Genomic DNA, 25383 nt, shown 5'->3' with positions numbered 1-25383 from the left:
TGCTGGTAAGGCCAGATTGGCCAGGGAAGAATTCGGTATCCAAGATGTTGCAGATGTTGCGCTCTTCGCAAAGCTCGGTCACGATCGCATGATGAATGACCAGCCGCGCCGCGTCACAAGGCTTTACGAACAGGTCGCATCCGACGTCCGCGCCGCGCTCGCCAGCGGGCGCTATGCGATCGGTGATCGACTGCCGTCCGAGCGCGACCTTGCGCTGCAGTACAAGGTGTCGCGCCCCACGGTACGTGAGGCGATCATCGCGCTCGAGGTCGACGGCATGGTCGAGGTGCGAACCAATTCGGGGGTGTATGTCGCCGCGCTGCATCCGGCGGGTGGCGTGCTCAGTGAAACCGATGTCGGCGGATTCGAGCTGCTCGAAGCGCGGCGGCTGATCGAATCGCAAGTCGCGGGGCTTGCGGCCGGGCAGATCGACGCCGAGCGCCTTGCGCGGCTGCGGTCGCTGGTGCGCGAGATGGAGAATGTCGATCTCGTCACCGCCGAGGTCGCCGATCGCGAATTCCACCTCGAGATCGCGCGTTCCACCGGCAACAGCGCGCTCGAGATCACCGTCGCGATGCTGTGGGACACGCGCAGCCGGTCACCGCAATACCGCCTGCTGACCGAGAAGGTCCGCACCGCCGGGGTCGCGCCGCGCCAGTCCGAGCATCTGCGGATCGTCGAGGCGCTGGCATCGGGCGACGCGAGCCGCGCGCACAATGCGATGTGGGACCATCTCGGCCGCGTGATCGACGCGTTGCTCGAAGCGACCGAAGTCGAAGCGATCGAGCGCGCCCGCGCGGACGTCGACGCCAAGCGGCGGCGTTTCCGCGACAAGGTGGCGGTGGCGAGTTCGGGCTGAGCTGCGCACCGGGGCGATACCGTTGACGGACCCGCGCTCGGCCTGTCGTAGCCGTCACCCCGGCCTTGTGCCGGGGTCTACCGGGATGCGCTGCACTGCGCTGGCAGCATTTGCGGCACGGTGGGCCCCGGCACAAGGCCGGGGTGACGGAGGTCCGATCGTCCAACCCTACCGCGTATAGGCCGCAGCCAATGCGAGCAGACCCTCGGCCTGCTTCAAGTGCGGCAAATCCACCATCCGCCCATCGAGCCCAACGGTCCCCACGCCCGGCGCCGCTGCAAACGCCGCGACGATCCGCTGCGCGTGTGCGATCTCCTCGGGCGACGGCATGAAGCTCGCGTTGATCGCGGCGACTTGCGCGGGATGGATGGCGAGTCGGCCGGTAAAGCCCTCCGCCCGCGCTGCGCGCGAACTCTCGCGCAAGCCCGCCTCGTCGCGGAAATCGACATAGAGCGTATCGATCGCCTGAACCCCCGCCGCCTTCGCGCCGAGCAGCGTGAGCGAGCGCACCAGGCGATAGGTCAGCGCCCAGCCGCCGGCGGGATCGAGATTGCTGCTCGCGCCGAGCGCGGCGGAGAGATCCTCCGCGCCCCAGGTCAGCCCAAGCAAGCGATCGAGCCCCGCCCCCGCATACGCGCCAAGCGTGAACGGGGCTGCGGCGGTTTCGGTCGCCACCGGCACGATCTTGATCGATCCCGGCGCGACACCGGCTTGCGCCTCGAGCGCGTCGAGATAGTGCGACAGCCGGCGGATGTCGTCGGGCCCGTCGCATTTCGGCAGCATGATGCCATCGGGCGCGGCGCCGACCACCGCGACCAGATCGTCGAGCGCGAGGCCGCTGTCGAACGGATTGATCCGCACCCATAACTGGCCCGGACGGGCGCCGCGCGGACGCTCGCCGACGAACGCGGCGACCAGCGCCCGGCCCGCCGGCTTGTTCGCCGCCGCAACCGAATCCTCGAGATCGAGGATCACCGCATCGGCGCCACAAGCATCGACCTTGCCGAGCTTCTTCTCGCTGTCGCCGGGGATGAACAGCCAGGAGCGCAGCGGCGTCATGCCGGCCGCCGCCGCTGCAGCCCCGAACGCTTGCACGAGGCGACCAGCTCGTCGCGCTGATTGTAGGCGCGGTGGATGAAGGTCACGATCCCGGCATTGGGGCGGGACTTTGACTCGCGCAGCTCGGCGACCTCGGTCTCTATCCGCAGCGTGTCGCCGATGAACACCGGTGCGGGAAAGCGTACCTCGTCCCAGCCGAGATTGGCGACCGCAGTGCCAAGCGTCGTGTCGCCGACCGACACGCCGACCATCAGCCCCAAGGTGAAGGTCGAATTGACGATGATGCGACCGTAATCGCTGTCCTTCATGTACTCGGCATCGAGATGGAGCTGCGCGGGGTTATGCGTCAGCGTCGAGAAGAGCAGATTGTCGGTCTCGGTCACCGTCCGCCGGATCGCATGGGCAAAGGTCTGCCCGACCTGCAACTCCTCGAACCACAATCCTGCCATCGCTCTCTGCTCCTTTGCCTGGCGATGGATTAGGCAGGAATTGCGCAAAACGCCATCGCCTCGACGCGGTGGCAGCTCTGCGGGTACCGGGCGTTCGTCGTGGCATGGCCGAATGCGCCGATCGCGCGTACGGGGGGCAAATGACCGCACAGATCTTGATCGTCGACGATGAATCCGCGATCCGCCGCCTGGTGCGCGGCGCGATCGAGCGCGCCGGGCTGACCGCCGACGAAGCCGCCACCGCCGCCGACGCGCTGACGCTGGCGCATCGCCCCGGGTGCGCGCTGGTGCTGCTCGATCTCGGCCTGCCCGACCGCGACGGGATCGAACTCGTGCCGCTGCTCAAGGCGATGGACCGCGCGGTGATCGTCCTTACCGCGCGCGATGCGACCGCGGAGAAGGTGGCCGCGCTCGATCTCGGCGCCGACGATTATGTCGTGAAGCCGTTCGATACCGAGGAATTGCTGGCCCGGGTGCGCGGCGTGCTGCGGCGGCACAATGCCGTGCCGCCCGGCGGGAACCTACTGAAGGTCGGGCCAGTCGAGATCGACCTCACGGCACACCAGGTGTCGCGCGACGGCGCGGCGGTGAAGCTGACGCGCAAGGAATTCGCCTTGCTCGCCGAGCTCGCGCGGCATGCCGGCAAGCTCCTGACGCACGCGCATCTGCTGCGTGTGGTGTGGGGCGACGGGCATCTCGACGATGTCGAATATCTGCGTGTCGCCGTGCGCGCGCTGAGGTTGAAGCTCGAGCTCGATCCGGGCGCACCCGCGCTGCTGCTCAACGAGCCCGGAATCGGCTATCGGCTTGTCGCCTAGGCGCTCACTCCGCCGGCGCGACGATCGCGGTGCGCTGCTGCCGGCCCCAGCTTTCGCGCCCCGTCAGGAACGCGTGCCAGCCCCACACCGCCCCGGCATGGCGCAGCAGCTGGAAGCTGAACGGCTCTAGGAGCGCGGCGATCAGCGCGGGGAACAGCGCGAGCCCCTCGCGCTGCCCGGTCCAGCGCTTGTACATGCCGAGCGACCAGAGGTGGAAGGTCAGGTCGATCGCGATCTTGGCGAGCATCACGAGCAGGATCGGCAAGGCGAGCGTGAAGCGTCCGCTGACCACCAGCCCGACGAGGATCGCGAACGCCGCCAGCCCGTAGATCGGCTGCACCGTATCGAGCGCCTTGACCGGCAGCATCGCGGTGCCGAGCCAGCCGAAGCGCCGCGCGCCGACCATGTCGCGGTTCCAACGCTGCGTCTGGAGGAAGCCGCCGAACCAGCGCCGCCGCTGGCGCAGGAATGCCATCGGGCTCGCCGGCGCGTCGGTCCGCGCGAGCGCGCCGCCGACCACGCGAATCTTCCAGTCGCGACCATGATCGGCAGCATGGCGATAGAGCCGGTGGATCAGCTCGTAATCCTCGACCATGCAATCGGGGTCGAACCCGCCGACCGCGACCACCGCCTCGCGCCGGAACGCGGCGAACGCGCCCGAAATCAGCAACAGGCTGTCGAGCCGCTCCCAGGCGTGGCGCGACAGGAAGTTGCGGACATATTCGTAGGTCTGGAACCACTCGAAGAAGCGCCCCTGCAGATCGCGCCCGCAGATCGGCGCGAGCACGCCGGTCGCCGCGACGAGCGTCGGCTCGGCGGCAAACGCCGCGCGCATCGCGGCGATCGCGCCGGGTTCGAGCAGCGTATCGGCGTCGACCGTCAGCACGACTTCGGTATCGACTTGCACCATCGCCGCATTGAGCGCGCGCGCCTTGCCGCTATGGCGCAGCCGCAGCCAGCGCAGCGACGGCAGGATCGCCGAGGGCGGCGTCATCGTGCCGAGCGGCGGGACGGCGAGCCCGTAGCGCCGCTCGAGCACTTCGGCGGTCGCATCGCTCGACCCGTCATCGGCGATCAGGATCAGATCGGGCGGCGACGCTTGCCCCGCGAGCCGGTCGATCGCCGCGGCGATAACGCTCGCCTCGTTATGCGCCGCGACGATGACGCCGAAGCTGGGCGAGGTGACAGGCGTTGGGTGGGGCGTCTGGCGCAGGTCGCGGATGTTCCATGCGGTAAACGCCAACAGCGCCGTGTCGTAGAGGATATAGGCGATCCCGATCGACCAGACCGCCAGGCTTTGCCGCATGAACGCTTGAACGAACAAAGCGAGGAACAGCAGTGGTCCGATCGCGCCGATCAGGCGGCTTGCGAGCGGCACGCGGCGCGGGGTGAGCCGCGGGGATTCGGCAACGAGCGTTTCGGCGAGCGAGGTCATTGCGGGGGCGTTACCGATAGTGGATGAACAAGCGATGACGCGCCTAGCGCGGCCACGACCGGGCCGCTAGGCTCCGCCCTACCAAATCGCGAGGAGCCGGTCGATGTTACAGCGCTACACCCATGTCGCGATCGTGCTCCACTGGATCATCGCGGTGCTGATCGTCGCCAATGTCCTGCTCGCCTGGACATGGCCGAATCTTGCCGACGCGCAGGTCCGCCCGGCGATCGACCTGCACAAGTCGATCGGCATCACGATCCTCGGGCTCGCGCTGCTGCGTATCCTGTGGCGCCTCGGCCACCGCCCGCCGCCGCTGCCGCAGGGCTATGCGCGCTGGGAAGTCGGCGCGTCGCATATCGTGCATTGGGGACTGTACCTGATCCTGTTCGCGATGCCGCTGACGGGCTGGATCATGGATTCGGCCTATAAGGATGCGGCGAGCCATCCGATGTTCCTATACGGCCTGTTCGAATGGCCGCGGTTGGGGTTCATCATGGCGCTCGATCCCGCGACGAAGAAAGCGGTGCATGACGGCTTTGGCGAAGCGCACGAAATCATCGCTTATGGCGTTTACGCGCTGGTCGCGCTGCATCTGGCGGGGGCGATCAAGCATCAGTGGCTCGATCGGTCGCAGGAGCTGCAGCGGATGTGGTTCGGTCGGCGGTAGGGGGACGGGAGTCCCACCCCAACCGTCACCCCGGACCTGTTCCGGGGTCCACCGGGACGCGCGTTCTGACGCCGCGTGGGCGCGTCACGGTGGACCCCGGCACGAGGCCGGGGTGACGTCGGAGAGTGGGCGCTACCGCTTGGTGAACACGGCCTTTGGCAGCATCACATGCACGCCCTTGTTGCGATCGACCAGTTCGGTCACCTCTACATCCCCCGCGACGCTGATCAGCATGTACGCGTCATCGCGCGTCATCCCCTTCGCGGCCACGAGAAAGTCGATCATGTTGCGCAGCGCTTTGCGCGTCGCGTTGCTGAGATCGTCGTCGAACCCCATCGCGATATAGTGCGTCGGGGTCTCCGCGCGCGGATACGGCGCCTTGTCGCCCTTGTGCAAGATGAACTGCAGCGTCCCCGTCAGCGAGGTTTCGAGCGCGGTGATGTCGACTTCGCCATTGCCCTGTGCGGCATGGCCGTCGCCGACCTGGAACAGCGCACCGCTGGCATGGACCGGCAGGAACAGCGTCGTCCCCGCGACGAGCGCCTTGTCGTCCATATTGCCGCCATTGATCGTCGGCGGAGCCGAATCATAACGGCCGAAGGAAGGCGGCGGTGCCACCCCCATACTGCCGAAGAACGGCCGGAGCGGGACATCGACGCCCGGCGCGAACCGTCCGAGCATCGCCTTTTTGTCGAGCGGGACGATCTTCATCCGCGCATAGGGGAAATCGTCGGTCAGAAACCCCGCGCCATAGCGAAAGGCGTTGTAGGCATAGGGGATCGCGAGATCGATCTTGAGGATGCGGATCTCGAGCGTGTCACCGGGCTCGGCGCCGGTGATCGCGATCGGGCCGGTGAGCACGTGCCCGCCCGGCCCGCGCTCGCTCGCTGGGACGCCGGCATAGACCGCGCGCAACGCGGGCTCGACATCGGCGGGCGCGACGCCCGCTTTCTCGAGCCCTGCCGGGCTGTTGGTCAGCAGCGTATGGACGACGACGGTGTCGCCCGACTCGATCGTCAGGACGGGCTTGGAGGTCGCGTCGTAATGCCCCCAAGCGACGGTCTGCGGCGTGGCGGGCAGATCATGCGTCTTGGCCGCCAGCGGGCTCGCGACGGCCAGCCCGATCAATCCCATCCAGTATCGCATATGCCACCCCTGTTTACCCGTTCGGGCAAAGGTGGCGCACGCGACGCTCAGCGTCCAGCGAGGATCGCGTCGATCGCCTCGGCGACGCCGTCTTGGTCGTTGCTCGCCACTACATGCGTCGCCTTGGCGCGGACCGCCTCGGGCCCCTGCCCCATTGCGTAGGACACGGCGGCGCGGGCGAACATCGGCAGGTCGTTCGCCTGATCCCCCAGCACCGCGATCGCGTCGAGCGGAACGCCGAGCGTCTCCGACAACGCAGCGACGCCGTCGCCCTTGTTGCCGGCAAGTGCTGTCACGTCGAGATAATAGACCTGCGACTGCGCGATCGTCGCGCGGTCGCCGTACCCCTTGGCCTGTTCGGCAAGCGCCTTGAGCAGCTCGGCATCGTCGCTGACGAAGGTCAGCTTGTCGACGCGGTCGAACAGATCGGTGAAGTCCTGCCGCACGACCGGCGCCTGGTTCGACGCCAGCTTCTCGCTGCCGACATGCCCGCCCTGATCGGTGCTGGCATACCATTGATCGTCGGCGAACACCCAGGTGTCGACCGCCGCGCCTTTGACGACGTCGAACACGCCCTCGACCACCGCGCGCGGGACATAATGCTGGCTCGTCACCGTGCCGTCGCGGGTGAACACCGTGCCGCCGTTGAACGCCCCCATCGGCGCGTCGATGCCGAGCAGCTCGGCAATCGGCATCATCCCCGAACGCGGCCGCGCGCTGACGATCGTGAACCCGACGCCCGCCTCGCGCAGCCGCGCGACCGCGGCCTTGACGCCGGGTGTAACCTGCTTCTGCTTGTCGACCAGCGTGCCGTCGACGTCGGAAACGACGAGCTTGACGCTCATTGCGGCATCTCGACATGCCCGCCGAAGCCGAAGCGCATCGCCGACAGCAACTTGTCGCCGAAGGTATGATCGACGCGGCTGCGATAGCGCGCAAACAGCGCGGCGGTCAGCACGTTGGCGGGGACTTTCTCCTCCATCGCGGCGTCGATCGTCCACTGGCCCTCGCCCGAATCGGCGACGCTTCCGGTGAATTGTTCGAGGTTCTGGTCCTTGGCGAGGCCGATCGCGGTGAGATCGAGCAGCCACGACGAGATCACGCTGCCGCGGCGCCATACTTCAGCGATGTCGGTGAGGTTGAGATCGAAGCGCTCGTCCTCGGGCAGCTTGTCCGACGCCTTGCCCTTGAGGATGTCGAAGCCCTCGGCATAGGCCTGCATCAGGCCGTATTCGATGCCGTTATGGACCATCTTGACGAAATGCCCGGCGCCCGCGGGCCCGGCATGGATATAGCCCTGCTCGGCGCGCGGATCCTCATTCTCCTCGATCCGGCCCGGCGTGCGCGGGATCGTGCCGATGCCCGGCGCGAGCGCGGCGAGGATCGGGTCGATCGTGTCGACCGCTTCCTTCGATCCGCCCACCATCATGCAATAGCCGCGCTCGAGCCCCCACACGCCGCCCGACGTGCCGACATCGACGTAATGCGTGCCCTGCTCGGTCAGCGCCTTGGCGCGGCGGATGTCGTCCTTGTAGAAGCTGTTGCCGCCATCGATGATGATGTCGCCCTTGGTGTCGAAGCCGCCGATCGTCGCGATCGTCTGTTCGGTCGGGTCGCCGGCCGGGAGCATCACCCAGTAGATGCCGGGGTGCCCGAGCTTGTCGCGCATGTCCTCGAGCGAGCTCGCGCCGATCGCGCCATCGGCGACGAGGCCCTCGACTGCGGGGGCGTTGCGGTCGAACACGACCGTCTCGTGGCCCGCGCGCATCAGCCGGCGCGCGATGTTGCCGCCCATGCGGCCCAAGCCGATGATCCCGATCTTCATGTGGACAATCCTTCGATCAAAAAGCGGTACAGCTTCCCCGGCGGAGGCCGGGGCCCAGTCGCGCAGACCGTGATCGTGAAAGGCTGTCTGCCGCCAGGACCGTGTCTCGACTGGGCCCCGGCCTCCGCCGGGGAAGAAAATGACAGGTCAGGCGTGCGCGGGGTGCTTTGCCGCGATCGCGCCGAGCAGGTCGTCGAACGCCTTGGAGAAGGACGCGACGCCGTCCTCGACCAGCGTGTCGGTGACGCCGTCGAGGTCGAGCCCGAGCCGCTCGGCCTCCGAGATCACGTGGCGCGCACCGGCGACGTCCTGCCCGAGCGTCGCCGCCGCGGTGCCGCGCTCGCGATACGCGTCGAGCGTCTTGGGCGGCACGGTGTTGACGGTGTCCTTGCCGATCAGCGTGTCGAGATACAGCGTGTCGGGATACTCAGGGTTCTTCGTTCCGGTCGACGCCCAGAGTAGCCGCTGGACCTGCGCGCCCTTGGCGGCGAGCGCTTGCCAGCGGGCCGACGCGATGAACTCTTCGTACCAGGCATAAGCGAGCTTGGCATTGGCGATCGCGACCTTGCCCTTGAGCGCCTTGGCTTCGTCGCCACCGACGCCGGCATCGATCTTGTCGTCGATCTTCGAATCGATCCGGCTGATGAAGAAGCTTGCGACGCTGGCGATCTTGTCGATCGGCTCGCCGCGCGCGACGCGCTTTTCGAGGCCCTCGACATAGGCTTCGGCGACCGCCTGATACGCGTTCTGCGAGAAGAGCAACGTGACGTTGACGTTGATCCCGGCATCGATCGTCGCGGCGATCGCGGGGACGCCGGCGGGGGTGCCGGGGATCTTGATCATCAGGTTCGGACGGTTGACCGCCTTCCACAGCTTCTGCGCCTCGGCGATCGTACCGTCGGTGTCGTTGGCGAGATAGGGCGAGACTTCGAGGCTGACATAGCCGTCCTTGGCCTCGAGCCGGTCGTAGACCGGGCGCAGCGTGTCGGCGGCGGCCTGGATGTCGAGGATCGCGAGATGCTCGTAGCGCTCCATCGTCGGCGCATCGGGATGGGTCTTGTCGAAGGCGGCGAGCTCTGCGTCGTACGCGTCGCCGTGCCCCATCGCCTTTTCGAAGATCGACGGGTTCGACGTGACGCCGGTCAGCGAATCCTCGTCGACCATCTTCTGCAGGCCGCCCTCGGCGAGGAACTTGCGGTCGACGAAGTCGAGCCACACGGCCTGACCCAGATTTGCGAGATCGTTCAAACGGCCCATCAGTGCTTCTCCGTAAATCTGTGTCGTGCGCCCTTGTAGCCCTGCATTTGGGCACGGCGGTTACGCGAACAACCCCGTGGGGGCGAATAGTGTTGGGTCCCCTCCCCGTCATCCCCGCGAAGGCGGGGATCCCGCTGCCTTGCCCCGCGCTTGCGAGAAGAAGCGGGACCCTCGCTTTCGCGAGGGTGACAGGGAGGTAGGCCCTGGCTTCGTTACTTCGCCGCGTTGACCATCTCGGTCGCGACCTTGACGACATGGTCGACGGTGAAGCCGAACTTGTCCTGCAGCTTGGCGATCGGGGCCGAGGCGCCGAAGGTCGACATGGTGATCGTCTTGCCGTGCGTGCCGACATAGCGATCCCAGCCGATCTCGCTGCCCATCTCGATCGCGACGCGCGCGGTGACGGCCGCGGGGAGCACCGACTCCTTGTATGCCGCGTCCTGGCTCTCGTAGCGGTGCCAGCTTGGCAGCGACACGACGCGCGATGCGACGCCCTGTGCGACGAGCTTGTCGTGCGCTTCGAGCGCGAGCGACACTTCCGAGCCGGTCGCGATCAGGATGACCTGCGGGGCGCCGTCGGTTTCTGGGCTATCGGCGAGCACATAGCCGCCCTGCATCAGGCCCTCGGCGCTCGCATATTTGGAGCGGTCGATCGTCGGCAGCGCCTGGCGCGACAGGATCAGCGCGGTCGGGTGGTTGGCCGACTGCATCGCCGCCTTCCACGCCCATGCGGTCTCATTGGCGTCGGCCGGGCGGATCGTGTCGAGGCCGGGGATCGCGCGGAGCGAAATCACCTGCTCGATCGGCTGGTGCGTCGGGCCGTCTTCCCCGACACCGATCGAATCGTGCGTGAAGACGTAGGTCGCGCCGAGTTCCATCAGCGCGCCGAGCCGGATCGGCGGGCGCATGTAATCCGAGAAGACCAGGAACGTCGCCGAATAGGACCGCAGATAGGACAACGCCATGCCGTTGACGACCGCGCCCATGCCGTGTTCGCGCACGCCGAAGTGGAGGTTGCGCGCGTCATAGCTGGCCGCCTGGAACGAACCGCCATTGTCGATCAGCGTCTTGGTCGAAGGCGCGAGATCGGCCGAGCCGCCCATCAACCACGGCACCTTGGCGGCGATCGCGTTCATCACCTTGCCGCCGGCATCGCGTGACGCCATGCCCTTGGCATCGGCGTCGAAGGTCGGAATGTCGGCATCCCAGCCCTCGGGGAGCTGGCTGGTGAGCAGCGCGTCGAGCTCCTTCGACAGCTCGGGGTATGCGTCGGCATAGCGCGCGCGCATCTCGTCCCAGGCTTCGCGCAGCGGCGTGCCGCGATCCGCGACCGCCTTGTGGAAGCCTTCCTTGACGCCATCCGGCACCAGGAACTTCGCCTCGGGATCCCAGCCATACGCCTTCTTGGTGTTGGCGATGTCGTCGAGCGTCATGCCCTCGCCGTGCGCCTGGGCGGTGCCCTGGATCGAGCTGCCATAGCCGATGATGCTCTTCACCACGATGAAGGTCGGCTTGTCGTCACAGGCCTTGAAGCTGTCGAGCGCCGCCGCCATCGCCGCGCAATCGTTGGCGTCGTCGACGTGGAGAACGTGCCAGCCATAAGCCTCGAAGCGCTTGCCGACGTCCTCGTCGAACGCGAGGTCGGTGCCGCCCTCGATCGAGACGTGGTTCGAATCGTAGACCCAGCACAGGTTCGACAGCTTGAGATGCCCGGCGAGGCTGGCGGCTTCGCTCGCGACGCCCTCCATCATGTCGCCGTCGCCCGAGAAGACATAGACGTCATGGTCGAACAGTTTGAAGCCGTCGCGATTGTAGCGTGCGGCGAGCCAGCGCTCGGCGATCGCCATGCCGACCGAATTGCCGCAGCCGGCACCGAGCGGACCCGTCGTCGTCTCGACGCCAGTGGTGTGGCGATATTCGGGATGGCCCGGCGTCTTCGAGCCAAGCTGGCGAAACGCCTTGATGTCATCGACGCTGACCGCCGGCGCGCCGGACTTCTTGCCGTCGCGATCGATCTCCTCGACGCCGGCGAGGTGGAGCAGCGCGTAGAGCAGCATCGACGCATGGCCGACCGACAGCACGAAGCGGTCGCGGTTGGGCCAGTCGGGGGTCGACGGGTCGGTGCGCAGGAACTTGGTCCACAGCGTGTGGCCGACCGGCGCGAGCGCCATCGGCGTGCCGATATGCCCCGACTTTGCGGTCGACACCGCATCCATCGACAGCGTGCGGATCGTGTCGATCTGGAGCCGCTCGGGGCTGCCATCCTCGTGGAGCGCGGTTGCGGGGTTCGCTTGGGTCTGGGTGTCGGCCATGCAGGGGGTCGCCTTTTAGTGTGGTCGCTGAACGCTCGCGCGTCGGTCGGGTTGCCCGGGGTTGAAGATAAGGATCGCGCTTTAGTCGCTCGCGCGGCCGCGTTCTAGCCGCGTAACGACTCCGTCGGTCGCGATATAGGCGGCATCGACCTCGGCGAGGAACAGACCGTGGCCGAGCGCCCCTGGAATCGCGTCGATCGCCGCGGCGAGCGCAGTATGATCGATGTCGGCGGGGAAGCGGCAATCGAGGATCGGATTGCCCTGGTCGCTGGTGAAACCCGCCCGCAGCACCGGTGCACCGCCGAGGGCGGCGAGTCGGTCGGCGACGAAGGCGTGCGCGAAGGACAAAACTTCGACCGGGATCTTGGCGGCACCGATTGCGCCGATGCGCTTCGATCCGTCGGCGATCACGATCATCCGGTCGCTCGCCGCGGCGACGACCTTTTCGCGCAGCATCGCACCGCCGGCGCCCTTGATGGCGTTGAGGGCATCGTCGATCTCGTCGGCGCCATCGATCGTGAGGTCGATCCGGGCGGGCATCTCGATGAGCTGGATGCCGGCCTCGCGGGCGCTGGCTTCGGTGGCGAGGCTGGTGGCAACGGCTTGAATCCGAAGCCCGGCGCGGACCCGTTCGCCGAGTGCCGCGATCGCGAACGCGGCGGTCGAGCCGGTGCCAAGCCCGACGATCATCCCGGCGCGGACTTCGGCAATCGCGGCGAGCGCGGCGAGGCGTTTGTCGGACTCGTTCATGGCGGCACCCCTTAGCCGCTTCGTCGCGAGCTTGTCGAAGGCCGTTCTCGCCTTTTCTCGCTGGAGGAACTCGAGACGCCACCGCTTAAGCCTCCCCTTCCTTCCAGGGAGGGGAGAAGAAACTTTCCCCTAGCTCTCGCCGGCACCCCACGGCAAAGCCTCCACCCATGATCGAACGAATCCTCGGCATCCTCGCCACCTTCACCATCGGCGTCATTTCGAGCGGCGGCTATCTCGGCATCGCACTCCTCATGGCGATCGAGTCGGCGTGCATTCCGCTGCCGTCCGAAATCATCATGCCGTTCGCGGGCTATCTCGTCTCGACCGGGCGCTTCGACCTGTTCCTCGCAGCCACCGCGGGCGCGATCGGGTGCAATCTCGGGTCGATCGTCGCCTATGAGATCGGCAAGCGCGGCGGGCGGCCGCTCGCCGAGCGGTGGGGCCGCTACGTGCTGGTCGGCCCGGGCGAGCTCGACGCCGCCGATCGCTTCTTCGCGCGCTTCGGCAACATGGCGGTGCTGATCGGGCGGCTGCTGCCGGTGATCCGCTCGTTCATCGCGTTCCCGGCAGGCGTCGCGCGGATGCCGCTGGTGCCGTTCCACATCTACACCTTTCTCGGCTCGTGGCCGTGGTGCTTCGGGCTTGCCTGGGTCGGGATGAAGCTCGGCGATCAGTGGAACAAGAGCCCGGCGATGAAGGCGGCATTCCACAGCGCCGATGCGGTGATCGCGGTCGTGCTCGTCGCCGCGGTCGGTTTCTATATCTGGCACCGCGTGCGTGGCTTGAAGCGGCCCTGATTCGACACGACATCTTTGTCGACCGCCAAAGCGTAACTTGGCGCGTGCATGACGCGAATGGCGTTATGTCCTGGCCTCAGAGGTGTTTCGATGTTCAAGCCCGTCCTGATCACTGCCGGCCTTGCCGGAATCGCGCTCTACGCGCTCGGCGGCGGCACGGCGAAAGCCGAGCGCGCGGTGCCGATCCCCGTCTCCAAGACCGACGTCACCGCGAGCGGCCCGCAGACCGCGGTGTTCGCGGGCGGCTGCTTCTGGGGGATGGAAGCGGTGTTCGAGCATGTGAAGGGCGTGAAGAGCGTCACTGCGGGCTATGCCGGCGGCACGCGCGAGACCGCGACCTATGACCAGGTCTCCACCGAGACGACGCAGCATGCCGAGGCGATCCGCGTCGTCTACGATCCCGCCAAGGTCAGCTATGCGACGCTGCTGCGCGTCTATTTCTCGGTCGCGCACGATCCGACGCAGCTCAACCGCCAGACGCCCGACAGCGGCTATAGCTATCGCTCGGCGATCTTCCCGCAGAGCGCGGCGCAGCGCGGCGTTGCTGCGGCGTATATCGCACAGCTCGGGCAGGCGCATGTGTTCGGCAAGCCGATCGTGACGAAGATCGAGAACGGCTCGTTCTTCCCGGCGGAGGCGTATCACCAGAACTTCTTCGACCGGAACCCCAACCACCCGTATATCGTGACCTTCGACAAGCCGAAGGTGGCGGCGTTCCGCGCGGGGTTCCCGCAACTGGCGAGCTGATGTTCTGAGCCCCTCCCCTTTACGGGAGGGGCTTTTCTTGTCCCGCTACGCCGCGACCTTGAACCGCAGCAACTTGTCGTCGACCGGGATCAGCGCCTCCGCCCCCGGCCCCACCGCGCGGACGATCTCGGGATGGTCGACGTCGAGCCCGCCGGTCAGCGCGCCGAACGCGGGCAGGATCAGCTTGGTCGGCGTCGCAACGAAGCAGATCCGCGAGACGTTGCGGCCGCGCACCCGCAACCGAAGCTTGGGATGGAAATGCCCCGACAGCTCGGGCCGCGTCTCGCGCGCGCTCGCTTCGTGGCGGAGCACCAGCCCGTCGACCACCGCCTCGTCGACCACCACGCCGCCGCAGCGATCGACCAAGCCGGCATCGTGCCCCGCATCATGATTGCCCGTGATCCACGTCCAGCGCGCTGCCGAGGTCAGGCTGCGCAGCGTCGCCTGCGCCGCGGCTGGCAAGCGCTCGCAGCCCTTGGGGTCGTGGAAACTGTCGCCCAGGCACCAGATTTCGCGCGGGCTGAGCGCGTCGACGACCGCGCTGAGATCGGCAAGCGTCGCGAGCGAATCGTACGGCGGCAGCATCTGCCCGCGCTTGGCAAACCAGCTCGCTTTCTCGAAGTGGAGATCGGCCACCAGCAGCGCCTGGCGCGCCGGCCAGAACAGCGCACCGCTGCGCAAGGCGAGCAGGGAATGCCCCCCGAAGGCAAGTGGGGCGAACGGAAAGGGAACCATGCCCCCGCCTATGTCGCAATCGATGCAACCATGCAACGCTGTCCGGGCGAGCGACGGCCCCGGTCGGTTAAACCGCTTGCGCAAAGGCGTAACGGGCGTAAAGCGCGCCGTCCTCTCCGGCGAGCCATTACCCCCTTATGACCTCTGCCACTGACAGCATTGTCGCCAAAGCCACCCCGCACCCAGCGCTCGTCGCGCTGACGATCGGCGCGATCGGCGTGGTGTTCGGCGATATCGGCACCAGCCCGCTCTACGCCTTTCGCGAGGCGCTCAACCTGACCGCCAAGGACGGGCTCGACCCCGGCGAGATCCTCGGCGTGCTGAGTCTGGCGATCTGGTCGCTGATCCTCGTCGTCACCGTCAAATACGTCATCTTCCTGATGCGCGCCGACAATCAGGGCGAGGGCGGCGTGCTCGCGCTGACCGCGCTGGCGCGGCGTGCGCTCGGCAAGCGCTCGCTGATCGCGCTGGTGCTCGGCGCGGCGGGCGCGTCGCTCTTCTATGGCGATGCGATCATCACCCCGGCGCTGTCGGTGCTCTCGGCGGTCGAGGGGCTCAAGACGATCCCGGGGCTTGGCGACGTGTTCTCCGACTCGGTGATCCTCGGCGTGACGATCGTCATCCTCGTCGCTTTGTTCTTCATCCAGAGCCGCGGCACGGCGAGCGTCTCGGCGCTGTTCGGGCCGGTCTGCATCGTCTGGTTCCTCGCGATCGGCGCGCTCGGGCTGTGGCACATCACCGACGAGCCCTCGATCCTGCGCGTCATCTCGCCGCATTACGGCGCGATCTTCCTCGCGACGCACGGCGTGACCGGGCTCTTCGTGCTCGGCGCGGTGTTCCTCACCGTCACCGGCGCCGAGGCGCTGACGGCCGATATGGGCCATTTCGGCGTGCTGCCGATCCGCATCGGCTGGTTCGTGCTCGTCTTCCCGTGCCTGATCCTCAACTATCTCGGGCAAGGCGCCTATGCGCTGAGCGCGCTCGAGGCCGCTGCCGCGGCGGGCAAGCCGTTCGTCAACCAGGACTGGTTCTTCCTGATGGCCCCAGAGGGCCTCCGTCCGTGGCTGATCGGCCTTGCGATGATGGCCACCGTCATCGCCAGCCAGGCGGTGATCACCGGCGCCTATTCGCTGACGCAGCAGGCGATCCAGCTCGGGCTGCTCCCGCGGCTGCGCATCCGCCAGACCTCGGCGACGCAGGCCGGGCAGATCTACCTCCCGTCGATCAACTGGCTGCTGCTGGTCGGCGTGCTGGTGCTGGTGATCCAGTTCCGCACCTCCTCCGCCATGGCGGCGGCGTACGGCATCGCGGTGACGGGGACGATGGTGGTGACGACGCTGCTCGCGTACATCGTCGTGCGGCATCGCTGGAACTGGGGGCGCCCGCTCGCGCTTGCCGTCATCCTGCCGTTCCTGACGCTCGATCTGATCTTCTTCGGCGCGAACATCCTGCGCGTGATCGAGGGCGGCTGGGTACCGCTGGTCGTCGCCGCGGTGATCGGCCTCGTCATCTACACCTGGAACCGCGGGCGCGGGATCGTGCGCGCCTTCGAGTTGCGCCAGAGCGTCCCGCTCGCCGACCTCGCCGCCGCGCTCGCCAAGCGCCCGCCCGAGCGCGTCGAGGGGACCGCGGTGTTCCTCACCGCCAACCCCGACAGCGCACCGGGCGCGCTGCTGCACAATCTCAAGCACAACAAGGTGCTCCACGAGAAGAATTTGATCTGCAGCATCCGCACCGCCGACCGCCCCTCGGTCGAGCAGGACGAGCGCGCCGAGATCCGCCCGGTCGACGCCAATTTCACGATCATCGTGCTGACCTATGGCTTCATGGAATCGCCCGACGTGCCGCGCGACCTAGGGCTCGAGGCGGTGAGCCACAAGAAGTCGCTCAACCCCGCCAAGACGAGCTATTTCATCGGCCGCAACACGATCAAGCCCGCCGCCGACCAGGGCATGCCGCTGTGGCAGGACCGGATCTTCATGTTCCTGCAGAGGAATGCGAGCGACCCGACCGACTTCCTGAAGATCCCGCCAGGCAAGGTGCTCGAGCTGGGGGAGCAGGTTACCGTCTGAACCGAGCCGCGCTTCGGTCCGCCGTACCGCAGCGCGACCGGCCGACGCAACACGCCCCCCGCCGGCATGGCCGACGGGGGGCGGTTCGCAGCGCAAGGGGTCGCGGCGCGCCTTACGGCCGCAACACCACCTTGATCACGCCGTCCTCCTTGTCGCGGAACTTCTTGTACATCTCGGGCGCATCCTCGAGGCTCGCCGGGTGCGTCACGACGAAGCTAGGGTCGATGTCGCCCGCCTCGATCCGCGCGAGCAGCGGCGCAGTGTACGCCTGGACGTGGGTCTGGCCGGTCTTGATCGTCAGCCCCTTGTTCATCATCGCGCCGAGCGGGACCTTGTCGCCCATGCCGACATAGACGCCGGGGATCGACACCGTGCCGCCCATCCGGCAGCTCATGATCGCCTCGCGCAGCACGTGGATGCGATCGGTGGCGAGGCCGATCGTCGCCTTGGTCTTGTCGAGCACCGCATCGAAGCTGCCATGGCCCGAGGCTTCCGCGCCGACCGCGTCGATGCAGCTGTCGGGGCCGCGGCCCTTGGTGCGGAATTGCAGCTCGTCATAGACGTTTTCGGTCTCGCTGAAATCGATCGTCTCGGCACCGCCGGCCTGCGCCATCAGCAGCCGCTCGGGGACTTCGTCGATCGCGATGACGCGGCCCGCACCCAGCATCAGCGCCGAGCGGATCGCGAACTGGCCGACCGGACCGCAGCCCCAGATCGCCACCGTGTCGCCGGGTTCGATCTGCGCATTCTCGGCGGCCATATAGCCAGTGGGGAAGATGTCGGAGAGGAACAGGGCTTGTTCGTCGGTGACGCTGTCGGGCACCTTGATCGGGCCGATATCGGCCATCGGCACGCGGAGGTATTCGGCCTGGCCGCCGCAATAGCCGCCGAGCATGTGGCTGAAGCCGAACAGGCCGGCGGGCGAATGGCCCATCGCCTTGATCGCCAGCTCGGCATTGGGGTTGGTGCGCTCGCACGCCGAGAACAGGCCCTTGCGGCAGAAGAAGCAATCGCCGCAGCTGATCGTGAAGGGGACGACGACGCGGTCGCCGATCTTGAGGTTGGTCACTTCCGAGCCGAGCGCGACGACTTCGCCCATGTTCTCGTGGCCGAGGATGTCGCCGGCCTGCATCGTCGGCTGGTAGCCGTCGAGCAGATGGAGATCCGACCCGCAGATCGCGCAGGCGGTGACCTTGATGATCGCATCGCGCGGATGCTGGATTTCGGGGTCCTTGACGGTGTCGACGCGGACGTCGCCTTTGCCGTGCCATACCAATGCGCGCATTTCTTTTCTCCGGTCGCTGGATGCTTCCGCCGGGGGTGCGGAAGCGTTTTCATGCGGCCTAACGCGTCAGGGTGCGGAATGGGGGGCGTAAGCTTTTGTTTTTCAGGCTGATCGGGATCAGGTTGGGGACGAGGCGCGGCCTTCGCGTTCTTCAGGGAAGGCGTGGACCCCACCCACCGCCGTCACCCCGGCCTTGTGCCGGGGCCCACCGGGACGCGCGTCCTGCCGCCGCAGCACATGCGGCGCGGTGGGCCCCGGCACAAGGCCGGGGTGACGGTTTGGGGGTGTGGCGGATCGGGCGCTAGCCGGCGTAGGCCTTGACCAAATCAAACAGATAATCGCGCCCGTTATACAACGACTTCACGTTCATCCGCTCGTTGAGCCCATGCGCGCGGTTGAAGTCGCCGGTCATGAAGATGCCGGGCACGCCGTAGACCGGGATGCCGATCCCCTCGAAGAAGATGCCGTCGGTCGCGCCGGTCGACATCAAGGGCAGGATCGTCATGCCGGGGAAGTGCTTGGCCGCCACGGCCTGCGCCGGGCCCATCACCTTGGGGTCGAGGCTCGGCGGCACGGCAACGGGACGGATCGGCGCGTTGGCGCTGACCTTCACCACGGCGCCAGCGAGCGCCTGGAGCTTGGCGAGCGTCCCCTCGACCGTCTCGCCCGGGAAGATGCGGCAGTTGATGTTGGCGGTGGCGCGTTGCGGGAGCGCGTTCTCGGCATGGCCGGCACTGAGCAACGTCGCGACGCAGGTGGTGCGCAGCGTCGAGTGGAAGGTCTTGTCGGTGCTGACGATCTTGTCGGCGGCGGTGTCGGCGGGGTTGGCGACGAGTTTCAACATCGCGTCGCGCATCTCGGGCGGTTGCGCCAAGGCGGCGCCTTTGAAGAAGGCGCGCGTCGTGTCGGTGAATTTGATCGGGAATTCGTAGCCCCTAATCGCCTCGATCGCGTCGGCGAGCTGGTAGATCGCGTTGGTAGGCACGGGCTGCGAGCTGTGGCCGCCGGGGTTGGTGGCGGTGAGCGTGAAGTTCTGCGAGGCTTTCTCGCCGACTTGCATGAACATCGCGAGGCGCTTGCCGTCGTCGGTCATCTGGCCGCCGCCGCCTTCGTTGAGGCCGAATTCGGCGGCGATGAGGTCGGGCTTGTTCTTGGCGAGCCACTGCGCGCCATTGAAGGCGAAGGTCGTCTCCTCGCCGCAGGTGAGCGCGAGCTTGATCGAGCGCTTGGGGCGGTAGTTCTGCTGCCTGAAGCGGATCAGGCTGTCGGCCCAGATCGCCGCCATCGCCTTGTCGTCGGTGCTGCCGCGGGCGTAATAGTATCCGTCTTCCTCGATCAGCTTGAATGGATCGCGCGTCCAGTCCTCGCGCTTGGCCTCGACCACGTCGAGATGCGCGAGGAGGAGCATCGGCTTGGCCTTGGCATCGCTCCCCTTCAGGATCGCGACGAGGCCGCCCTCCTTGGGATGATCGGGGACGCTGAAATAGGTGAGGTCGGAATCGGCGAAGCCCGACGCCTTCAATCGCGCGCCGATCTGGGCGGCGGCGGTGGTGCAGCTTCCCGAGGACAGCGTGGTGTTGGTCTCGACCAGCTCCTTGTAGAGGCCGAGATAGGCCTTCTGGTCTGGGCGGTCCTGCGCGGTGGCGGCACTGGCGAGCGCGGTGGTGGCGAGCAGACTGGTGGCGAGGATCTTGGTGATGCGTGCGAACATTGGGGCCCCCTGTGTTTGGCACGAGGCTAGCGTGGTGGCGGGGGAACGCAACGGCGCGAGTCAAAAGCCCCTCCCCTGAACGGGAGGGGCGAAAAAAGGTTATGGCGCCTTCGGCTGCGCGAGGCGCAGTTCGCGATTGGCGAAGTCGATCCGCACGCGGCCGAACAGCCGCAGTGCATCCATGCCGAGCAGCAACGCGGGCCGGTCGTGCAGCCCGAGCCGCGCGAAGGGGGCGGCATCGACGAACGCCACCTGCAGATTGGCAAAGCTGATGTCGCCGAAGTGCACGCGATCGAGCAGCGCCTGCTCGGCCTGGAGCGAGGCGCCGGTGACGCTGAGCACGCTTACCGCCGTCACCGCGCTGCTCGACGGCGCGGCGAGCCGGCGCAGCGCGAGATTCCCCATGCTGGTATCGGCGCCGGTGTCGATCACCACGCGCACGGTGCGCCCGCGATAGCTCGCATCGGTGACGACGAGCTGGCCGAGCAGATTCTTCGCGCGGATGACGATATCGTCGGGGCCGAAGCGCTCCTTGCGCAGCCGCTTGGTCGAGGGGATGACGGTCATCGTCTGGGCGGCGAAGTCGATCGTCACGGCATGGCCCTGCAGCGTGTCGATCCCGACCAGTCCGGCGGCGCCGAGATTGCGCGCGACGAGCGCGGGCGCCTCGATCCCGCGCGTCGACAGCCGCGCGCCACCGCCCGGCGATCCGATCTGCAGATCGGGGATGACGACGGTGCCGAATTGCGCCGACCCCGCCATCGCGGTGACATGGACGCTCTTCCCGGGCACCAGCCCGAGCTTGGCGGCGAGTTCGCGCGCGATCACGGTCCGCTCGGCGCCGGTGTCGACGATGAAGCGATACGGGCCGGCCGGGCCGATCGTCACCGGCACGGTCATGCGAAGGCCCTCGGAGATGAAATCGAGCTGCTCGGCGGGGTTTTGCTGCAGCTCATGCTGCGCAACAGGCGAGGGCGGCGGGGTCGGCACAGGCTGGGGCTGGGCCAGCGCCGCGGCGATCGGGACAGCGACAAGCAGCACCGGGTTCATAGCGACAAACTACGCCCGTTTCGGCCGCACGACAAGCCGATCAGTCGAGCCGCATCGCCTCCTCGGCGAGCGCCTCGGCCTCGATCAGCAGCGCGTCGTCGGCGAGGCCGGTGGCAATCTTCTCGCGGCCGATCAGCGTGAGCACGGGCACCGCGAGTGGCGACACGCGGTCGAGATCGACGTGGAGCATCGTATCGACCGCGCGATCGAGCAGGTCGGCCAAGCGCCCGACATCGGTCATCCGCGCGCGGGCATCGGCCCAGGCGGCTTCGAGCAGCAAATGGCCGGGCTCGTATTTGCGCAGCACGTCGTAGATCAGGTCGGTCGAGAAGGTGACTTGCTTGCCGGTCTTGCGCTTGCCGGGGTGCTGGCGCTCGACGAGGCCACCGATCACCGCGACCTCGCGGAAGGCGCGTTTGAGCAGCGCCGAACTTTGCACCCAGTCGACGAACTCGTCCTCGAGAATGTCGGGCGAGAAGAGCGCTTGCGGGTCGGTGATCGGCTCGAGCCCGTAACAGGCGAGCGCATAATCGTTCGAGACGAAGCCGAGCGGTTTGAGCCCCATCGTCTCCATCCGGCGCGTGACGAGCATCCCGAGCGACTGGTGCGCGTTCCAGCCCTCGAAGCTGTAGGCGACCATGTAATGCCGTCCCTCGCGCGGGAAGGTCTCGACGAGCAATTGCCCGGGCGCGGGAAGCGTCGAGCGGCGCTGCTGCATTTCGAGCCATTCGCGCACGTCGTCGGGAAAGCGCGGCCATTCGGACGGATCGGCGAGGAAACCGCGGACGCGCTGCGCGAGGTTGGTCGACATCGCCATCCGCGCGCCGCCATAGGTCGGGATTCGCGCCGGGCGCGCGGTCGCGCGGACGAGCAGGTCCTCGGTGTCCATCCCCATCACTTCGAGGCTCATGCCCGCAAAGAAGAAGGTGTCGCCGGGGCTGAGCGTCGCGGCAAACCCCTCCTCGACCTTGCCGAGCGAGCGGCCGTTCTTGAAGCGGACGGTGAGCATCGTGGCCTCGACGATGATCCCGGCGTTCAATCGATGCTGCGCAACAAATTTGGGATGGCTGACGCGCCAGCTGCCATCGGCATCCTGCGTCAGCCGTTTGAACTTGTCATAGGCCTGGAGCGCATAGCCGCCGTCGCGGATGAAGCCGAGCACGCGGCTGAAGGTCGCATCGGTCAGCGCGGAATAGGGCAAGGCCGAGCGGATCTCGTCGAGCATCTCGGCTTCCTGGAACGGCGCGGCGCAAGCGCACGCCATGATATGCTGTGCCAGCACGTCGAGCCCGCCTTGCCGGAAGATGTCGGGGTCGAGCTCGCCCGCATCGACCGCGTCGAGGGCTGCACGCGCTTCGAGATATTCGAAGCGGTTGCCTGGGACGAGTACCGCCTCAGAAGCCTCGTCCATGCGGTGATTGCTGCGCCCGATCCGCTGCAGCAATCGCGACGACCCTTTCGGCGCGCCCATCTGGATGACGCAATCGACATCGCCCCAATCGACCCCCAGGTCGAGGCTGGCGGTCGCGACGAGGCCGCGCAATTTGCCGTCGGCCATCGCGCCCTCGACCTTGCGGCGGGCTTCGAGCGACAGCGAGCCGTGGTGGATGCCGATCGGCAAGCTCATTGCGTTGACCTTCCACAAATCCTGGAAGATCAGCTCGGCCAAGCTGCGCGTGTTGCAGAAGACGATCGAGGTCTTGTGCGTTTCAATCTCGGCCATCACCTGCTCGGCGGCATAGCGGCCCGAATGGCCCGACCAGGGAACGCGGCCCTCGGGCAGCAGGATCGCGATATTAGCGGGGACGCCGGGCTCGCCCTGCACCAGATCGACCGTATCGATATCGCCATCGGGGGCGAGCCAGGCGCGATAGCCGTCGGCGTCGGCCACCGTCGCCGACAGCGCGACGCGGCGCAGGTCGGGGGCGAGGCGTTGTAGTCGCGCCATGCACAGCGACAGCAGATCGCCGCGCTTGCCAGTGGCGAAGGCATGGACTTCGTCGACGACGATCGTCCTGAGATTCTCGAAGATCAGCCCGCTGTCAGGATAGCTGAGCAGTAGGCTGAGCGATTCGGGCGTGGTCAGCAGGATCTGCGGCGGCTTGATCCGCTGGCGCGCCTTGCGGTCCGACGGCGTGTCGCCGGTGCGCGTCTCGACGCGGATGTCGAGGCCCATCTCGGCTACGGGCGTGAGCAGGTTGCGCTGGACGTCGACCGCAAGCGCTTTCAGCGGCGAGACGTAGAGCGTGTGAAGGCCTTGCGTCGGGGTCTCGATCAGTTCGGTCAGCGTCGGGAGGAACCCCGCCAGCGTCTTGCCAGCACCAGTGCTCGCGACGAGCAGGCCGTGATGGCCAGCCCGCGCAACGTCGAGCATCGCCAACTGGTGCGCGCGGGGAGCCCAGCCCTTGGCAGCGAACCAGTCGGTGATCGGGGCGGGAGGGTCGGATACGCTCACCCCCCCGATATGGGGTGCGCGACGCGGCAATGACCAGCCCCGCGCGCGCGCGCGTCACCGAATTGCGCGATACTCGCTGTAGCTCGTGCTGGTTTGCATCGTGCCGGCCTTGCCCATCATCGCGCCCGTCAGCGCGCTGGTCGCGTCCGACGGGACGACAATGCCATCGCCGAGCAGACGATAGCGCTGGTCGACCGTGATGCTGCGCAGCGAGGCGACGAGCATGACGCTGAAGCTCTTGTTCGACGTCATCCGCACGCGCTCGACGAACGGTACCGCGCCGCCGGTGTTGACCAAAGCCTCGACCTGCGTATCGGCCGACGCATCGTGCGACCCGATCTTGAAGGTGCCTGCGGGCAGCCGGGCAAAGCGGTACAGCACGCCGCCGCCGACCTCGCTGCGCGTCGCGGGGCTGCCGAACCACGCCGCCAGTTCCGCATAGGACGGGATCGGCCCGTGATTGGCCTTGCGTGACTTGGCGATTTCCTTGGGGGTCGGCGCGCGGCCGTCGATGCTGATCAGCGACCAGCGCTCGGCGGGCGCGCGGCTGGGGTCGAACTGCTCGACATAGGTTTTCCGCGGGGCGCCGGTCCGCTCGAACGCGAGCGTGCGGCGAAAGGCGTGGCGCGTGGTCGGCGTGGCGCGGGCGGTCGCGACGATCCGAGTCTGCAGCGCGTCGGCGTGCGCGGCGGTGACGGGGGCGCCGATCGCCAGCGCGATCAACGCGAGGCCGACCATCCTGCTGTTATGGCGGGGCGGCAGGGCGGACGGTGAGGATGCGCAGGTCATGCCGTATCGATCCTACAGCAATGGGGCCAATCCAAGGCGCACTCAAATCCCGCTACCCGCGCGGAGAGGGAGATTTGGAACTCAAACGCGTCCCACCCATATAGCCATGATGGCAAAGCTCGGCGACTGGATCGAACCCCACCCGCACGGAATCTACGTGAAGCCCGCCGATGTGTGGATCGATCCGTCGCGCCCCTCCCCCGTCGCGCTCGTCACGCACGGCCATGCCGATCACGCGCGTGGCGGGCACGACGCGGTGTGGGCGACGCCCGAGACGCTTGCGATCATGGACGCGCGCTATGGGCCGCAACCCGGCAACCCCGTGGCCTATGGCGAAAGCCACACCTTCGGCGACGTCAAGGCCACCTTCGTTCCCGCGGGGCACGTGCTCGGCTCGGCACAAATCCTGCTCGAATATCGCGGCGAGCGAGTCGTCGTGTCGGGCGATTACAAGCGCCGCGCCGACCCGACCTGCGCTGGCTTTCAGCCGGTCAAATGCGACGTGTTCATCACCGAGGCGACGTTTGGATTGCCCGTCTTCCGCCACCCCGAGACCGGCGACGAGATCGACAAGCTGACCGCCGCGCTCCACGCCAATCCGACGCGCTGCGTTCTCGTTGGCGCGTACGCGCTCGGCAAGGCGCAGCGCGTCATCGCCGAACTTCGCGCGCGCGGGCATGACGCGCCGATCTATATCCACGGCGCGCTCGAGAAACTGTGCGCGCTGTACCAGGCACACGGCGTCGAGCTCGGCGAGTTGCGCCCCGCCACGGTCGCCGCCAAGGCCGAAATGATGGGCCATGTCGTGATCGCGCCGCCCGGTGCGATGGCCGATCGCTGGTCGCGCCGCCTGCCCGATCCGATCACCGCGATGGCATCGGGCTGGATGCGCGTGCGCCAGCGCGCGGTGCAGCGCGGGGTCGAGCTGCCGCTGATCCTGTCGGACCACGCCGATTGGGACGAACTGACCGACACTTTGACCGAGATCGCGCCCAAGGAAGTGTGGGTGACGCATGGCCGCGAGGATGCGCTCGTCCACTGGTGCCAGACTCGCCAGATCAAGGCGCGTGCGCTCGCGCTGTCGGGCTATGAGGACGAGGACGACTGAGCGATCGCGCTGGACGGCTTTTCCCGCCGAGATTAGAGATCGAGTGAATTTGCGGGG

The 25383-nt window shown here is 67.3% G+C and carries 22 protein-coding genes; 7 read left to right on the top strand and 15 right to left on the bottom strand.

Annotated features, from left to right (window positions below; genetic code table 11):
* Positions 1 to 91 precede the first annotated feature (91 nt).
* Positions 92 to 859, top strand: coding sequence for a FadR/GntR family transcriptional regulator (locus E2E30_RS18150; protein WP_133191757.1), 768 nt, complete (start codon positions 92 to 94; stop codon positions 857 to 859).
* 168 nt (positions 860 to 1027) lie between these two features.
* Here the strand turns inward: E2E30_RS18150 and E2E30_RS18145 are convergent, their stop codons facing one another.
* Positions 1028 to 1918, bottom strand: a complete 891-nt coding sequence (locus E2E30_RS18145; protein ID WP_133191756.1) for an HpcH/HpaI aldolase/citrate lyase family protein — start codon at positions 1916 to 1918, stop codon at positions 1028 to 1030.
* Positions 1915 to 2367, bottom strand: a complete 453-nt coding sequence (locus E2E30_RS18140; RefSeq protein WP_133191755.1) for a MaoC family dehydratase — start codon at positions 2365 to 2367, stop codon at positions 1915 to 1917. The genes E2E30_RS18145 and E2E30_RS18140 overlap by 4 nt, the downstream gene beginning before the upstream one ends.
* Positions 2368 to 2507: 140 nt before the next feature.
* Here E2E30_RS18140 and E2E30_RS18135 point away from each other — a divergent pair, with 140 nt between their 5' ends.
* A complete protein-coding gene (locus tag E2E30_RS18135) occupies positions 2508 to 3185 on the top strand; it encodes a response regulator (RefSeq protein ID WP_133191754.1) in 678 nt (225 codons plus the stop codon).
* 4 nt (positions 3186 to 3189) lie between these two features.
* Here E2E30_RS18135 and E2E30_RS18130 read toward each other — a convergent pair whose 3' ends face one another.
* Positions 3190 to 4620 carry a glycosyltransferase family 2 protein gene (locus E2E30_RS18130; RefSeq protein WP_133191753.1) on the bottom strand — a complete coding sequence of 477 codons (1431 nt, stop codon included), beginning with the start codon at positions 4618 to 4620 and terminating at the stop codon, positions 3190 to 3192.
* Between the two features lie 103 nt (positions 4621 to 4723).
* Here E2E30_RS18130 and E2E30_RS18125 point away from each other — a divergent pair, with 103 nt between their 5' ends.
* Positions 4724 to 5287 carry a cytochrome b gene (locus E2E30_RS18125; RefSeq protein ID WP_133191752.1) on the top strand — a complete coding sequence of 188 codons (564 nt, stop codon included), beginning with the start codon at positions 4724 to 4726 and terminating at the stop codon, positions 5285 to 5287.
* Positions 5288 to 5419: 132 nt separating this feature from the next.
* On the opposite strand, the gene E2E30_RS18120 is transcribed toward E2E30_RS18125, so the two are convergent.
* From E2E30_RS18120 to rpiA, 6 genes are all read right to left on the bottom strand, one after another.
* On the bottom strand, positions 5420 to 6433 hold the full coding sequence (locus tag E2E30_RS18120; protein WP_133191751.1) for an acetamidase/formamidase family protein: 1014 nt from the start codon (positions 6431 to 6433) through the stop codon (positions 5420 to 5422).
* Between the two features lie 47 nt (positions 6434 to 6480).
* Positions 6481 to 7278: a Cof-type HAD-IIB family hydrolase gene (locus E2E30_RS18115; RefSeq protein ID WP_133191750.1), complete on the bottom strand. Its 798-nt coding sequence runs from the start codon at positions 7276 to 7278 to the stop codon at positions 6481 to 6483.
* A complete protein-coding gene (gene gnd / locus E2E30_RS18110) occupies positions 7275 to 8258 on the bottom strand; it encodes a phosphogluconate dehydrogenase (NAD(+)-dependent, decarboxylating) (RefSeq protein ID WP_133191749.1) in 984 nt (327 codons plus the stop codon). The genes E2E30_RS18115 and gnd overlap by 4 nt, the downstream gene beginning before the upstream one ends.
* A gap of 147 nt (positions 8259 to 8405) precedes the next feature.
* Positions 8406 to 9515: a transaldolase gene (tal, locus tag E2E30_RS18105; protein WP_133191748.1), complete on the bottom strand. Its 1110-nt coding sequence runs from the start codon at positions 9513 to 9515 to the stop codon at positions 8406 to 8408.
* 212 nt (positions 9516 to 9727) lie between these two features.
* A complete protein-coding gene (tkt, locus tag E2E30_RS18100; protein WP_133191747.1) occupies positions 9728 to 11827 on the bottom strand; it encodes a transketolase in 2100 nt (699 codons plus the stop codon).
* Positions 11828 to 11908: 81 nt separating this feature from the next.
* Positions 11909 to 12577, bottom strand: a complete 669-nt coding sequence (gene rpiA, locus E2E30_RS18095) for a ribose-5-phosphate isomerase RpiA (protein WP_133191746.1) — start codon at positions 12575 to 12577, stop codon at positions 11909 to 11911.
* A gap of 167 nt (positions 12578 to 12744) precedes the next feature.
* On the opposite strand from rpiA, the gene E2E30_RS18090 reads away from it, so the two are divergent.
* Together E2E30_RS18090 and msrA are read left to right on the top strand one after the other, a co-directional pair.
* Positions 12745 to 13374, top strand: coding sequence for a DedA family protein (locus E2E30_RS18090; protein ID WP_133191745.1), 630 nt, complete (start codon positions 12745 to 12747; stop codon positions 13372 to 13374).
* A 90-nt stretch (positions 13375 to 13464) separates the two neighbouring features.
* Positions 13465 to 14121 carry a peptide-methionine (S)-S-oxide reductase MsrA gene (gene msrA / locus E2E30_RS18085; RefSeq protein ID WP_133191744.1) on the top strand — a complete coding sequence of 219 codons (657 nt, stop codon included), beginning with the start codon at positions 13465 to 13467 and terminating at the stop codon, positions 14119 to 14121.
* 45 nt (positions 14122 to 14166) lie between these two features.
* Here msrA and pdeM read toward each other — a convergent pair whose 3' ends face one another.
* Positions 14167 to 14856, bottom strand: a complete 690-nt coding sequence (gene pdeM / locus E2E30_RS18080; protein ID WP_133191743.1) for a ligase-associated DNA damage response endonuclease PdeM — start codon at positions 14854 to 14856, stop codon at positions 14167 to 14169.
* Between the two features lie 137 nt (positions 14857 to 14993).
* On the opposite strand from pdeM, the gene E2E30_RS18075 reads away from it, so the two are divergent.
* The gene (locus E2E30_RS18075) at positions 14994 to 16928 is read left to right on the top strand and encodes a potassium transporter Kup (RefSeq protein WP_133191742.1); all 1935 of its coding nucleotides are present in this window, start codon (positions 14994 to 14996) and stop codon (positions 16926 to 16928) included.
* A gap of 112 nt (positions 16929 to 17040) precedes the next feature.
* Here E2E30_RS18075 and E2E30_RS18070 read toward each other — a convergent pair whose 3' ends face one another.
* From E2E30_RS18070 to E2E30_RS18050, 5 genes are all read right to left on the bottom strand, one after another.
* On the bottom strand, positions 17041 to 18213 hold the full coding sequence (locus E2E30_RS18070) for a zinc-dependent alcohol dehydrogenase (RefSeq protein ID WP_133191741.1): 1173 nt from the start codon (positions 18211 to 18213) through the stop codon (positions 17041 to 17043).
* Positions 18214 to 18514: 301 nt separating this feature from the next.
* Positions 18515 to 19924, bottom strand: coding sequence for a M20/M25/M40 family metallo-hydrolase (locus E2E30_RS18065; protein WP_133191740.1), 1410 nt, complete (start codon positions 19922 to 19924; stop codon positions 18515 to 18517).
* A gap of 99 nt (positions 19925 to 20023) precedes the next feature.
* Positions 20024 to 20974: an aspartyl protease family protein gene (locus E2E30_RS18060; protein ID WP_133191739.1), complete on the bottom strand. Its 951-nt coding sequence runs from the start codon at positions 20972 to 20974 to the stop codon at positions 20024 to 20026.
* Positions 20975 to 21014: 40 nt separating this feature from the next.
* Positions 21015 to 23429 carry a ligase-associated DNA damage response DEXH box helicase gene (locus E2E30_RS18055; RefSeq protein ID WP_272482936.1) on the bottom strand — a complete coding sequence of 805 codons (2415 nt, stop codon included), beginning with the start codon at positions 23427 to 23429 and terminating at the stop codon, positions 21015 to 21017.
* A gap of 54 nt (positions 23430 to 23483) precedes the next feature.
* Positions 23484 to 24218, bottom strand: coding sequence for a hypothetical protein (locus E2E30_RS18050; RefSeq protein WP_240698980.1), 735 nt, complete (start codon positions 24216 to 24218; stop codon positions 23484 to 23486).
* Between the two features lie 109 nt (positions 24219 to 24327).
* Between E2E30_RS18050 and E2E30_RS18045 the strand changes: the two genes are divergently transcribed.
* Positions 24328 to 25326, top strand: coding sequence for a ligase-associated DNA damage response exonuclease (locus E2E30_RS18045; RefSeq protein ID WP_133191737.1), 999 nt, complete (start codon positions 24328 to 24330; stop codon positions 25324 to 25326).
* The last annotated feature ends 57 nt before the right edge of the window (positions 25327 to 25383 follow it).

Origin of the sequence: Sphingomonas sp. AAP5 (genome assembly GCF_004354345.1) — a bacterium.
GTDB lineage: Bacteria > Pseudomonadota > Alphaproteobacteria > Sphingomonadales > Sphingomonadaceae > Sphingomonas > Sphingomonas glacialis.
The sequence above is the reverse complement of the archived record's forward strand: the minus strand, read 5'-3'. Positions and strand labels throughout refer to the sequence as shown.